The 12,663-nt window shown below is 70.7% G+C and carries 10 protein-coding genes and 1 tRNA gene; 6 read left to right on the top strand and 5 right to left on the bottom strand.

What is annotated here, in order from left to right:
• Positions 1 to 27 precede the first annotated feature (27 nt).
• The 3 genes from E0500_RS03290 to bcp form a co-directional block, all read right to left on the bottom strand.
• Positions 28 to 1,578, bottom strand: a complete 1,551-nt coding sequence (locus tag E0500_RS03290; RefSeq protein ID WP_309504870.1) for a N,N-dimethylformamidase beta subunit family domain-containing protein — start codon at positions 1,576 to 1,578, stop codon at positions 28 to 30.
• Positions 1,579 to 1,715: 137 nt separating this feature from the next.
• A tRNA-Leu gene (locus E0500_RS03285) sits at positions 1,716 to 1,798 on the bottom strand.
• A gap of 119 nt (positions 1,799 to 1,917) precedes the next feature.
• Positions 1,918 to 2,385, bottom strand: coding sequence for a thioredoxin-dependent thiol peroxidase (bcp, locus tag E0500_RS03280; protein WP_131566134.1), 468 nt, complete (start codon positions 2,383 to 2,385; stop codon positions 1,918 to 1,920).
• A 170-nt stretch (positions 2,386 to 2,555) separates the two neighbouring features.
• Here bcp and E0500_RS03275 point away from each other — a divergent pair, with 170 nt between their 5' ends.
• Together E0500_RS03275 and E0500_RS03270 are read left to right on the top strand one after the other, a co-directional pair.
• Complete coding sequence (locus E0500_RS03275) at positions 2,556 to 2,885, top strand: DUF3618 domain-containing protein (protein ID WP_131566131.1); 330 nt, start codon at positions 2,556 to 2,558, stop codon at positions 2,883 to 2,885.
• A 70-nt stretch (positions 2,886 to 2,955) separates the two neighbouring features.
• Entirely contained in the window at positions 2,956 to 3,297 is a 342-nt protein-coding gene (locus E0500_RS03270; protein WP_181586851.1) for a co-chaperone GroES, read from the top strand.
• Between the two features lie 165 nt (positions 3,298 to 3,462).
• Here E0500_RS03270 and E0500_RS03265 read toward each other — a convergent pair whose 3' ends face one another.
• A complete protein-coding gene (locus E0500_RS03265; RefSeq protein WP_309505208.1) occupies positions 3,463 to 5,865 on the bottom strand; it encodes a transglycosylase domain-containing protein in 2,403 nt (800 codons plus the stop codon).
• Positions 5,866 to 6,901: 1,036 nt separating this feature from the next.
• Here E0500_RS03265 and E0500_RS03260 point away from each other — a divergent pair.
• The 4 genes from E0500_RS03260 (at position 6,902) to E0500_RS03245 (ending at position 10,903) form a co-directional block, all read left to right on the top strand.
• Positions 6,902 to 7,702, top strand: a complete 801-nt coding sequence (locus E0500_RS03260; protein ID WP_131566126.1) for an ABC-2 family transporter protein — start codon at positions 6,902 to 6,904, stop codon at positions 7,700 to 7,702.
• Positions 7,695 to 8,558 carry an ABC transporter permease gene (locus E0500_RS03255; protein WP_309504869.1) on the top strand — a complete coding sequence of 288 codons (864 nt, stop codon included), beginning with the start codon at positions 7,695 to 7,697 and terminating at the stop codon, positions 8,556 to 8,558. Before E0500_RS03260 ends, E0500_RS03255 begins: the two co-directional genes overlap by 8 nt.
• Before the next feature lie 67 nt (positions 8,559 to 8,625).
• The gene (locus tag E0500_RS03250; protein ID WP_258573094.1) at positions 8,626 to 9,663 is read left to right on the top strand and encodes an ATP-binding cassette domain-containing protein; all 1,038 of its coding nucleotides are present in this window, start codon (positions 8,626 to 8,628) and stop codon (positions 9,661 to 9,663) included.
• Positions 9,664 to 9,982: 319 nt separating this feature from the next.
• On the top strand, positions 9,983 to 10,903 hold the full coding sequence (locus E0500_RS03245) for a DUF1707 domain-containing protein (protein ID WP_131566123.1): 921 nt from the start codon (positions 9,983 to 9,985) through the stop codon (positions 10,901 to 10,903).
• 174 nt (positions 10,904 to 11,077) lie between these two features.
• Here the strand turns inward: E0500_RS03245 and E0500_RS03240 are convergent, their stop codons facing one another.
• The gene (locus E0500_RS03240) at positions 11,078 to 12,409 is read right to left on the bottom strand and encodes an SGNH/GDSL hydrolase family protein (protein ID WP_131566121.1); all 1,332 of its coding nucleotides are present in this window, start codon (positions 12,407 to 12,409) and stop codon (positions 11,078 to 11,080) included.
• Between the last annotated feature and the right edge of the window lie 254 nt (positions 12,410 to 12,663).

Below are 12,663 nucleotides of genomic sequence, written 5' to 3'. Positions count from 1 at the left end.
CTCGCCCGCCGGGCCGAGTCCGCCGGGTCACCACAGGTCGCGATGGAGCGAGATCGCGTTGGACGGAAACGGGTCGTACCGGGCCAGGTTGTCCCGCGCACTGTGGCGGCGGCCCGCCGGGCCCTGGGCGAAGGCCCGCAGCAGGTTCGCGGTGACCCGCCGGGTGAAACGGGCCGAGGACGGGGGGATGCCGTGGGCGCCGTCGCCCTTCAGTGACTCGACCCAGCGCATGGTGCCCGTGTTGAACACACCGGCTCCGCTCTCCGCCGTGTAGTACGCGGAGTCCTGGTAGCTGCGCACCCCGCGGCACTTCAGCGGGGAGTGGGCGATGATCTCGATCGGGCGCGGCGTATGGGCGTCGCCGGTCACCCGGTCGTACTCGGTGCCGACCAGGTTCGGTATCCGGGTGGCGCGGGTCGCGCCCGTCCCCGCGAACAGCCAGTGGCCGGGTTCGGCGACCGTGTAGACCGCACTGGTCCCGTTGCTCTCGTACAGGGTGCCGGTCAGGGAGTTCTCCGGATCGGCGCGCGGGGGCTCGCGCCAGTCGGTGGTGACCCCGGCGTCGTCCCTGCCGTACCACGGGTCCCGCTTCCAGTCCGTCTTGTAGCAGACCACCAGCCGCCGGTCACCGTGGGCGGTGGATTCCATCCGGATACGGCGGAAGCAGGCGTTGGCACCGAGGAACGCCACATTGGTCCCCCGGTCACGGGCGGCGGTGACCCGGTGCCGCATGGCCGGCGTCCAGTACTCGTCATGACCGAGCGAGATGACCGCGCGGGCTCGGGCCAGCAGGCCGGGATCGGCGTCCAGGTCCATGTTCGTGGTGTAGGCCAGCGGCAGCCCCAGGCTCTCCGCGAGCGCGATGGCGGGCTGCTCGTACACCAGGAACAGTCGCGCCCCGTTGTGGTCGTACGGGCGGTCGCAGCTCACCGCCAGCGAGCGGCCGTCGTAGTCGCCCTTGCCGTCCGGCCCCTGGTACAGGCTGCGGCCTCCCCAGGTGTTGTACGCCTGCCAGGTCGTCACCGCGTTCACCAGCACGACCTTCCCCGCCGCGGACCGGGACCGCACCGTGACCGGGACGTACCGCTGGTCGCCCGAGTCGGCGGTCAGGCGTATCAGGTACGACCCTTCCGGCCACCCCCCGGTGGATATCCGGGTACTCGGCCGCCAGGCCTCCGCCGACACCGTGCGGGTTTCACCCGAAGCGTCCGGCACCGGCTGCCGGCGCCCCGGCAGATCGCCGGACTTCCACACCCTGCGGGCCTGCGCCCCTGCGTACCAGCCCATCCGGAACGCCTCGGCGCGGAAGGTCCGCCCGGTGGTGGACACGAACAGCCGGAACGTCTCCCCGGGCAGCACGCTGACCCGGTCGGTGTATCCCTCGATCGCACGATCGTCCCCGCGACGCCCCAGTCCCCAGTCGTGGTGGCCCCGCAGGGAGTTCTCGTCCCGGACCGTCTCACGGCTGCGGGGCGGGGTGGAAGGGGAACCGCCTGCCGTGCACCCGGCAATGACGGCTCCCGCACCTATGCCCGCGGCCGACCCGAGGAAGTGCCGCCGATTCCACTGCGTGTTCACACCGCAACGCTAGGCACCCCCCGCGGCGGGGGTCGCGCTGGAGTGGGCCGAGCGGCTGATGCGTTGGCCGGCTGACGCGCCGGCCGGCCAACTCGCCAGTCGGCCGACTCGGCGGCCGCGACGTTGGACGCAAGAAGTGCGGCCGGTGGGATTCGAACCCACACGGGCTCTCGCCCAAGGGCTCCTAAGGCCCTCGCGTATGCCATTTCGCCACGGCCGCGCAGCGACATGCTACCGGTCGAGTGGTTCTCGCCCACGCGTACCGCCGGCGGCCTCCTCCGGACCAGGTGGTCGTGGTGGCGTGGCAGTTGGGCCCCGCTCCGCGGGAACAGCGCTCCCTCAGATCCCCAGATCCTTGATGATCTTCGCTACGTGGCCGGTCGCCCGCACGTTGTACAGGGCCCGTTCGACCTTGCCCTGCTCGTCCACGACGATCGTGGAGCGGATGACACCCATGTACGTCTTGCCGTAGTTCATCTTCTCGCCGAAGGCGCCGTAGGCGTCGAGGACCTTCTTGTCCGGGTCCGCCAGCAGCGTGACCTCGAGGTTTTCCTTCTCGCGGAACTTCGCCAGCTTCTCGGGCTTGTCGGGGGAGATGCCGATGACGTCGTAACCGGCGCCCGCGAGGAGCTCCAGGTTGTCCGTGAAGTCGCAGGCCTGCTTCGTGCAGCCGGGGGTCAGGGCGGCTGGGTAGAAGTAGACGATGACCTTGCGGCCCTTGTGGTCGGCCAGCGACACCTCCTTGCCGTCGGCGTCCGGCAGGGTGAAGGCGGGGGCGGTGTCGCCGGGCTGGAGTCGCTCGCTCATCGGACTGGTCTCCTCGTACGCAAGACAGATACAGGTGCGGACACTGGTGTCGAACCCGAGCGTAATAGGGGGTCCTGACACTGTGGCGCTCTGCCGAGCTGACAGACTGTCCGTGAGAGGCCCGCGGGCTTGAGCCCCGCAGGTGGATGCGGCGACACGGAGGCAGCGCGGTGGCGGACACCTCGGACACCAGAACCCCGGCGCAGATCGAGGCGGACATCAAGGCCCGCCGCGAGATGCTGGCCGAGACGCTCGACGAGATCGGCGCCCGGGTGCACCCGAAGACCATCGTCGGCGACGCCAAGGCCAAGGTCGTCTCGAACATCGACCACACGCTCGGGCGGGCCTACGTCGGCGTCAACCGCGTGGTCACCGACGTCAAGGGGCAGCTGGTGCGCGAGGACGGCGCGCCCCGGCTCGAACGCATCGTGCCGGTCGCCCTCGTCGTGGTCGGAGTCGTCGGGCTGCTCGCCCTCGGCACCCGGCGCCGCAGGGGCTGATCGTCCGAGGTCGGCCCCTACGACGGCCCCTACTGCGTACGATCCGCGCGAAGGCAGGTAGGTTCGGGGTGTGAGCGAGAAGACCCACCACGACAAGTTGCCCATCCGGATGCTGCACGACCGTGTGCTCGTGCGGCAGGACACCGCCGAGGGCGAGCGGCGCTCCGGCGGGGGCATCCTGATTCCGGCGACGGCGGCTGTCGGCAAGCGCCTGGCCTGGGCCGAGGTCGTCGCGGTCGGACAGAACGTACGGACCGTGGAGCCCGGCGACCGTGTGCTGTACGACCCCGAGGACCGCGCCGAGGTCGAGGTCCGGGGCACCGCGTACGTGCTGATGCGCGAGCGGGACCTGCACGCCGTGGCGGCCGACCGGTTCGAGGGCTCCGAGGACTCGACGGGGCTGTACCTCTGAGGGTGCCCTGAGGGTGTACCCCGGCGAGGGCCGGTTCTTCCAGGTAATCCACGTACGGAGAAGGGGCTGGTGACCATGGTCGCCAGCCCCTTCTGTGTGTCCATGTGTCCCGGATGCCTGTGCCCGGAGGCTGAGCTCCGGGCAGCCTCCGGGCACAGGCGGGCGCTAGAAGCTCACGGCGGGGCCCGCGCCTCCGTCGGCGCCCGTGCCGCCGTTCGCGGTGCCGGGGCCGGTGCCGCCTCCGCCCCCGCCTCCGACGTCGCCCGTGCCTCCGCTGTCGCCGGTGCCGCCGTTCGCGGTGCCGGTGCCGCCTCCGCCTCCGACGTCGCCCGTGGGCGGGGAGCCGGTGGCGCCTCCGTCAGTGGGATCGCCGCCGGCGGTGGTGCCTCCGTCGGTGGTGGGGGTGCCGCCGGTCTGGCCGCCGCTGTCCTGGCCCTGGCCGGCCGTGTCGCCCTCGGTGTCCTCGTCGCCGGTGGGGGAGCCGTCGCCGTTGTCCTCGTCGCCCTTGCCGGGCTCGCTCGGCTCGTCGGTGTCCTCGCCGGGCGGGATCACGACTTCGTCGGCACCCTCCTGGAGCTCCAGGTCGAAGTCCGTCACCGGAGTGCCCTTGAGCGCCGTCTTGGTGAACTGGGCCCAGATCTCCGCGGGTGCGCCACCGCCGTTGATGCGGGGCAGGCCCATGGCGCCGTACAGCGGCTTGTGCTCGCCGGTGTCGGGGTCCTGGCCCATGACGGCGACCACGGTGGCGAGGTCGGGCGTGTAGCCGGCGAACCAGGCCGCCTTGTCCTCCTCGGCCGTACCCGTCTTGCCGGCCGCCGGGCGGCCCGCCGCCTGCGCGGCCGTGGCCGTGCCGCTGTTCACGACGGACTGCAGGACCGCCGTGGTCGTGTCGGCGGCCTCGCGGGTGACGGCCTGCTCGACGTTCTGCTTGGGCAGGCCGATCTCCTCGCCGTCCTTGGTGATCTTGTTGACGAGCGTGTACGTGCCGTGCCTGCCGTGGTTGGCGAGCGTCGCGTACGCCTCCGCCATGTCCAGCACGCTCGCGGTGGCCGTGCCGAGGGCGATGGACGGGTACGGCGCCATGTCCGGGGTGGACTCCGGGACGCCGAGGTCGACGGCGGTCTGCTCGACCCGCTGGGGGCCGACGTCGACGGCCATCTGCGCGTACACCGAGTTCACGGACTTGTCGGTGGCCTGGCGGACCGTGACGTTGCCGTAGGAGACCTGGTCCTCGTTCTCGGGGGCGTACGCGCCGCCGCTCCAGCCCTGGACGGGGCGCACGTTGGAACCGTCGTAGACCGTGTTCGGGGTGATCGGGGTGCCGCCCTGGGTGGCCGAGTTGTTCTGGACGGCGGAGGTGAACACGAACGGCTTGAACGTCGAGCCCACCTGGTAGTCGCGGCGCGTCGCGTTGTTGTAGTACTGCTGAGTGAAGTCGATGCCGCCGTACATGGCGAGCACCTTGCCCGACTTCGGGTCTATCGAGACGCCGCCCACACGGACGTACTTGTCGACCGCACGGTTCTTCTTGTCGAGCTTGTCCATGACCTGGTCGTCGACCGCCTTCACGAAGGCGTCCTGCTTGCTCTTCTGCAGGGTGGTCGTGATGCGGTGGCCGCCGGTCCGCAGAGTGTCCTCGTCGATGACCTTGCTGTCGTACAGGTACTGCTTGACCGCCTCGACGAGGTAGCCGCGCTGGCCGGACATGCCCGCCGAGACCACCGTCTGCTTCGGCGTCGGGAACGTGGTCTTCGCCCGCGCCGACTCCGACAGCCAGCCCTCCTTGACCATGCCGTCGAGGACGTAGTTCCAGCGGGCGACGGCCGCGTCCTTGTTCTCGGGGTACGCGACGACGTCGAACTCGCTCGGCGCGTTCAGCAGCGACGCCAGGTACGCGCCCTGTCCGGCCGTGAGCTCGTCGGCGTCGACGCCGTAGTACGCCTGGGCGGCGGCCTGGATGCCGTACGCGTTGCGGCCGAAGTAGCTGGTGTTGAGGTAGCCCTCCAGTATGTCGGCCTTGGTCTCCTCACGGTCCAGCTTGATCGCGATGAAGAACTCCTTCACCTTGCGGGTGACGGTCTGTTCCTGCGCCAGGTAGTAGTTCTTCACGTACTGCTGCGTGATCGTCGAGCCGGACTGCTTGCCCTTGCCGGCCGCCGTGTTCCAGGCGGCGCGGAGCATCGCCTTGGGGTCGATGGCCGGCTCGGTGTAGAAGTCGCGGTCCTCGGCGGCCAGTACGGCGTGCTGGGCCGGCTTGGAGATCCGCGCCAGCGTCACGTTCTCGCGGTTGACCTCGCCGTCGCGGGCCAGCTGGCTGCCGTCCGCGTACAGGAAGACGTTGCTCTGCTTGGTCGCGGCGGCGTTCGCCTCCGGGATGTGGACCATGTTGTAGCCCAGCACGAACAGCCCGGCCAGCAGCAGGATCCCGAGCACGAAGGTCCCGAGCACCATCCGCCAGGTGGGAAAGAGCCGCCGCCACCCGGTGCGTTTGCGCTTGACCCGCTTGGCCTTCTTCCCGGAGCCATCGGCGACAGCGACAGCGGCGGCCGGGCCGTTGGCGCTGGTGATGGTGCGGAGTTGGCGGGTGCTGTCGTCCAGAGGTGCGCCGGGGGCGTTGCTCTGCGCGGCGACGGCGACCTTGTCGGCACCGGCGACCTTGCCGGCGCCGCCGGCCGAGGCCGGAGTGGCGGTCGTGCCTGTGCGGCTGGTGGGTGCGGGTGCGGGTGCGGGTGCGGATGCGGATGCGGGTGCGGGGTCGGGGTCCTGGTCCGGGTTGGGGTCCCGGTCCGGGCCGGGGGCCTTGTCCGTGTCAGGGTCCTTGTCCGCGGTTGGGCCCTTGTCCGTGTCGGCGTGCGGGGGTGCGCCGGGGCTGTTCCCCGGGGCCTTGACCTGCCCGCTCTCCGACGGGTTGGCGGACCCGCTGCCCAGGGTCTCACCGGCACCCTCGGTCGCTGCCCCGTCGGAGGCATCGTCCTCCCCGTCAGAGGACCGCTCGGAGTCGCCCGAAGCCTTGCCGGGCTTGCCGGGCTTGCCGGGCACGTCGGGCTCCTGGGGGTCGTCTGAAGCGTCGGCAGGGTTGTTCGGACCCTTGCCGGGGGTGTCCGGAGTCGCCTCCGGCTCGTCCGCAGCTCTGTCGGGGCCGTCCGAAGTCGACCCGGAATCCCTCGGGGCCTTGTCGGGGCCGCTGTTCGGAGGCGTGGTCGGTCCCTCCTGTGGGGTCCGGCTCCGGGCGGGGCCCGGTTCCGGTTCTCTGGGTGCCCAGCCCTGGCTGTCCTGCTTCGGCTGCGGCTCGTCGCTCATGGTGCTGCCATGCTCCTGTTTCGCGTCGTACGTTCCCGTACGCCCTCGTGCGCCTTCAACGCCCCCACCTGAAGACTGTTGCACCACCTGTTCCGTTCCCGGTGCGCGGCACACGCCGACCCGGGAAAACACGTGGCACGCCTCGCCATCCGCACACTAGGCTCCTGCGCTTCGGCCCGAAGCAGCCTCGAACACCGGACGTGACACCGGATTCGACACCGGACGCGACACCTGACTCGGCATCGGATTCGGCCGGCCTCGCGGCACTCTCGGCATAACTCTTCGCAGCGGATGGAGGTTCCTCGTGGGGACAGGGCGGTTGTACGCCGCTGTCGCCGCCGGTGGCTTCAGGCGGTATGCGACGTATCGGGCGGCCACCGCGGCAGGGGTGTTCACCAACACCGTCTTCGGCTTCATCCTCGCATACACCTACATCGCCCTCTGGGCCGAGAAGCCCCAACTCGGCGGCTACGACCAGGCCCAGGCCCTCACCTATGTGTGGGTCGGGCAGGCCATGTTCGCGGTGATGGTCCTGGGCAGCAACGGCTTCGAAGCCGAGTTGATGGAGCGCATCCGTACGGGTGACGTCGCGGTCGACCTGTACCGGCCCGCCGATCTCCAGGCGTGGTGGCTCGCCGCGGACACGGGCCGCGCCCTCTTCCACCTGCTCGGACGCGGCGTCGCCCCCATGGTCTGCGGCGCGCTCTTCTTCGAACTCGCCCTGCCCGCCGACCCGTTGACGTGGCTCGCCTGCCTGGTCGCGATCGCTCTGGGGACGGTCGTCAGCTTCGCGATCCGTTACATCGTCGCGCTGTGGGCGTTCTGGCTGCTGGACGGCGCGGGTGCGATGCAACTCACCTGGCTCACCGGGGTGTTCTTCTCCGGGATGCTGCTGCCGCTGAACGTCTTCCCCGGCGCGCTCGGCGAGATCGCCCGCCTCCTGCCCTGGTCGGCGCTGCTCCAGGCGCCCGCGGACGTCTTGATGGGGGAGGCGGACCCGCTGGGTACGTTCGCCTTCCAGGCCACCTGGGCGGTCGTCCTGCTCGCGGCCGGGCGGCTGGTCCAGTCGGCGGCGACACGGCGGGTGGTGGTCCAGGGTGGCTGAGACCGGGCGGGGGCCGTACGGGTCGTACGGGTCGTACGGGCCGTACAGCCGCCTTCGCGAAGGGCTGCGCGCCTACCGTTTGATCGCCGCCATGTGGATCCGCTCCACGATGGCCTACCGCGCCTCCTTCGCCATGACCGCTTTCGGCAACCTCGCGGCGACGTCCTTCGACTTCGTCGCGATCCTGCTGATGTTCTCCCAGGTCGACGAGCTCGGCGGCTACACCCTGCCCGAGATCGCCTTCCTGTACGGGGTGGTCGGCGTCGCCTTCGGGCTCACCGACCTGATGATCGGCTCCATGGACCGGCTCGGGAGCCGCGTCCGCGACGGCACGCTGGACACCCTCCTCGTCCGCCCCGCGCCGGTGCTCGCCCAGGTCGCCGCCGACAGGTTCGCGCTGCGCCGCCTGGGCCGGATCGCGCAGGGGCTGTTCGTGCTCGGGTACGCCGTCGCCGTGCTCGACATCGCCTGGACGCCGCTCAAGGTCCTGATGGTCCCGATGATGGTGCTCAGCGGAGGGCTGGTCTTCGGGGCGGTGTTCGTGGCGGGCGGCGCCTTCCAGTTCGTCGCGCAGGACGCGGCCGAGGTGCAGAACTCCTTCACGTACGGCGGCGCCACCCTCCTGCAGTACCCGCCGACCGTCTTCGCCAAGGACCTCGTGCGCGGGGTGACCTTCGTCCTCCCGCTTGCCTTCGTCAACTGGGTGCCCGCGCTGTACGTGCTGGGGCGCCCCTATCCGCTGGACCTGCCGACCTGGGTGGCCTTCGCACCGCCGTTGGTGGCGGCGGGCTGCTGCGTGCTGGCGGGTCTCGCCTGGCGCGCGGGACTGCGTTCGTACCGGAGTACGGGGAGTTAGTACGCACATGGGTCTGAACAGCACCGGCAGCACCGGCGACACCAGCAACACCGGCTACAGCGACGGCATGGACAGTCACTTCATCGAACTCGACCGGGTCGAGAAGGTCTTCGACGTCCGCAAGAAGACCGGGTTCCTGCGACGTGAGCGGCGTGAGGTGCGGGCGGTCGACTCGATCTCCTTCACCGTGGCGCGCGGCGAGATGGTCGGCTACATCGGCCCGAACGGCGCCGGGAAGTCCACCACCATCAAGATGCTCACCGGCATCCTCACCCCGAGCGGCGGCCGGCTGCGCGTCGCCGGCATCGACCCCTCCCGTGAACGCACCCGTCTCGCCCACCGCATCGGCGTCGTCTTCGGGCAGCGCACCACCCTGTGGTGGGACCTGCCGCTGATCGACTCCTACCGGCTGATGCACCGCATGTACCGCATCCCGGACGCCCGGTACCGCGAGAACCTCGACCGCTGTGTCGAACTCCTCGAACTGGCAGACCTGTTGGACGTCCCCGTACGCCAGTTGTCCCTCGGCCAGCGGATGCGCGGCGACATCGCGGCCGCGCTGCTGCACGACCCCGAGGTGCTGTACCTGGACGAGCCCACCATCGGCCTTGACGTCATCAGCAAGGCGAAGGTGCGGGAGTACCTGCGGGACCTGAACGCCGAGCGCGGCACGACCGTGCTGCTCACCACGCACGACCTCCAGGACATCGAGCAGGTCTGCCGACGGGTCATGGTCATCGACCACGGGCGCCTCGTGTACGACGGTCCGCTCGCCGGACTGCACGAGGTGGGCGACAGCGAGCGGACCCTCGTGGTCGACCTGGAGCGGGAGCTGCCCCCGGTCGAGGCGGCGCCCGCGCGGGTGGTGAAGGTGGAGGGCCCGCGACAGTGGCTGGCCTTCCCCGCGTCGGAGTCGGCGGCCCCGCTGGTGGCGCGGATCGCGGCGGAGTATCCGCTGGTGGACCTGTCCGTGCGGGAGCCGGACATCGAGGCCGTGATCGCGACGATGTACGCGGAGCAGGCGGAGTACGCGAAGCAGTCGGAGTACGCGGAGCAGGCGGACCGTGCCCGGCGTCCGGGCGAGGCGGAGGAGACGGTTTCGTAGCCCGGCGGGCGAGTTGGCAACTGTTGACGGGCCTGTTGGTCACGGTAGGTCAGTGACTGCTCCCTGTAGGTGATGTTCTCAGGTTGTCGGTCACAGCGGAGTGCCTGTTATCGGCGAGGTGTGACTCGCGCCCGACCAGAGGATCGGGCCGAGAGAGCTACCCGTCGGGGCGCTTGCAGCCGAGGACCGCAGGGAGGGTGGATCAGCGCGCCTTTCGACCCCGAGGACCGTTCGCGGGGCAGTCCGGGACATCCCGGATGCGGAGTTCGGCCAACGCCGGCCAACGACGAGAGGAACGGTTGCTCGTAGGCTGGCTCTCATGACCGACGCTGAGTTTTCTGGGGGAAGTGACGATCAGCGGCTGACGCCGCGGGCCCCGAGGCCCGAGGGTCCCGAGGCCCGGCCCTCCGACGGCCTGAGGGCCTCGGACGCCGACCGCGAACGAGTCGCCGAGCAACTGCGGGACGCCCTGGCCGAGGGCCGTCTCGACATGGAGGAGTTCGAGGAACGACTGGACGCCACGTACAAGGCCCGTACCTACGGTGAGCTGACGCCGATCACCCGCGACCTGCCGGGGCAGGGCTCCGTGGCGCCGCCGTCGGTGTCGATGGTCAAGGAGCCTGCGGAGCCGGGGAGTTGGGCCGGGCGGATCGTCGGCGGCGAGGGGTCGTCCACCTGGGGTGTGGCGGTCATGTCGGGCTTCGAACGCAAGGGCCGCTGGACCGTGCCCCGGCGGTTCAACTCCTTCGCGTTCTGGGGCGGCGGCGTCATCGACCTGCGCGAGGCGAACTTCGCCGACCGCGAGGTGACCGTCAACTGCGTGGCGATCATGGGCGGCATGCAGGTCATCGTGCCGCCCGGCGTCGAGGTCGAGGTCCGCGGGATCGGCATCATGGGCGGCTTCGACCACCGTGAGGAGGGCGTCCCGGGCGACCCCGGCGCGCCCCGCGTGATCGTCACCGGGTTCGCCTTCTGGGGCGGCGTCGGCGTCGAGCGCAAGCTGACCAAGGCGGAGCGGCAGCGCCTGAAGGCGGCCCGCCGCCAGGAGAGGCTGGAGCGCGGACAGGCGCGCAAGGAACTGCGCGCCTCACCCCACGATCACCTGCACGACCTGCGCGACGTCCACCGCGAGGCGATGGAGCAGGTCCGCGACGCTCTGGACGAGCACCGCGAGGCCCGCCGGGAGGAACGCGAGGCCCGCCGCGAGGAGCGGGAGAAGCGGCGGCGCAGGGACTACTGACCCGGAGTCGCCTGACCGGCGGCCCCTGCCCCGGGGCCTCGACCGAACCGGCCGAGCCGAACTGGCCGAGCTGACCGAACTGGCCGAGCTGACCGAACTGGCTGTACACCCGTACACCCGTACGCCCGTATGGCTGTCACCTGTGCGGCCGTCACCCGTACGGCCGTACGGCTCTCAGAGCTCCGCCGGGGCCGCGCCCTTCAGGCTCTCCAGGTCGAAGACGTCCCCCATCCGCGCGTACCCCTTGTCACTGGGGTGGAGATGGTCGCCCGAGTCGTAGTCGGACCGCAGCCGGCGCGGGTTGTACGGGTCGCGGAGCGCCTGGTCGAAGTCCACCACCGCGTCGTAGACGCGGCCCGCGCGGATCTGGGCGTTCACGGCCTGCCGTACGGCCTCGCGGTCGTCGCGGTAGCCGCGGTGGCCCTGGAAGGGCATGAGCGTCGCGCCGACGACGCGCAGCCCGCGGGCATGGGCCTGGGCGACCAGCTTGCGCAGCCCGTCGACGATCGTGTCGGGGTCCACCTGCCGCGGGTTGCGCAGGATGTCGTTGACGCCGAGGTCGATGACGACGACCCGGACACCCGTACGGCCGAGCACGTCCCGCTCGAAGCGGGACAGGCCGCTCGGGTTCTCGGCGGGGCGGCCGAGGCCGTTGGCGAGGACCTGGTTGCCGCTGATGCCCTGGTTGACCACGCTGTAGCGCGGCACGTCGGCGGAGCCCGCGGCGTCGCGCAGCCGCTGGGACAGGACGTCCGTCCAGCGACGGTTGGCGTTCACGGTCGAGGTCACGCCGTCGGTGAGCGAGTCGCCGACCACGACGACCGTGCCGTCCGACTCGTTGCTGAGCACGTCCAGCGCGGTGACGTAGCGCCAGTACATGGTCTGTGTGGTGTAGGGCTCCCCGGTGACGTCCTCCGTGCGGTCGCCCTCGGCCGTGTACGAGATCTGGCGGGCCTGCGGGTGGTAGGTGACCGGGCCGGACGGGGTGGGGGAGTACGTGGTCACGAGCACGTCGGTGTTCGGCGGCACCGCGACGCGTACGACATCACTCAGGACCTGCCGGCCCGGAGGGATGACGACCGAGGGGTTGCCGCCGAAGGTGAGGCGGCGCATGGTGTCGGCCGCTGCGGCCGGGTTGTTCGCGGTGGCGGCCACCGCGAGGGAGGCGTGCGTCACGGTGAGCGGCTGCTGGCCGTAGAGGTTGGACAGCGTGACGCGGGCGCTCGTACCGCCGGTGCCGGTGTGGACGACGTTGCGGATGGAGCGGCCCGCGAGGCCGTTCCGCTCCGTACCGGGTTCGCCGCCGACCGGGGAGGCGGACCAGGAGCCGACCCAGGTGCCGGTCGAGGCGGGGGCCGCCGAGTTGTGCGGGGTGCGGCTGCCGGTGAACGTCTTCTCCGTCTCGCGGCCGTCGTCGAAGCCGACGCCGACGTATATGGCCGCCGAGACGGCCACGACCAATGCGCAGATCGCAGCGAGCAAGGCATAACCGTGGCGCCTGGTCATGCGGTGCGTGTCTCCTCGGGCGAAGGGAGCCCGAGGCTCCGATGTGATCACCCCATGATGCGTCATGGGGCAGGGGAGACTCGCCAGAACCCCCGTCGATTCCCCCGACCGGACAGACGCCGGGAACTCCTGTTCCGTTCCAGGAGTCGTTCAGGAAAAGGTCACACAACGGCCACATGGTCGCTGAGCGGGGCCGGGAAGGGACAATGGGGTACGGGGGACACGAACGGGTGGAGTGAATGAACCGCACGAAT

It is taken from the genome of Streptomyces sp. KM273126, from assembly GCF_004337435.2.
GTDB classification, from domain to species: Bacteria; Actinomycetota; Actinomycetes; order Streptomycetales; family Streptomycetaceae; genus Streptomyces; species Streptomyces acidicola.
This window is presented reverse-complemented; position numbering and strand designations above follow the sequence as displayed.

Coding starts and splice junctions, on each gene's coding strand:
- bcp (WP_131566134.1), bottom strand. CDS start 2,385: ATGAGCGAGCGACTCCAGCCCGGCGACACCGCCCCCGCCTTCACCCTG.
- E0500_RS03250 (WP_258573094.1), top strand. CDS start 8,626: ATGGACAGTCACTTCATCGAACTCGACCGGGTCGAGAAGGTCTTCGAC.
- E0500_RS03240 (WP_131566121.1), bottom strand. CDS start 12,409: ATGACCAGGCGCCACGGTTATGCCTTGCTCGCTGCGATCTGCGCATTG.
- E0500_RS03245 (WP_131566123.1), top strand. CDS start 9,983: ATGACCGACGCTGAGTTTTCTGGGGGAAGTGACGATCAGCGGCTGACG.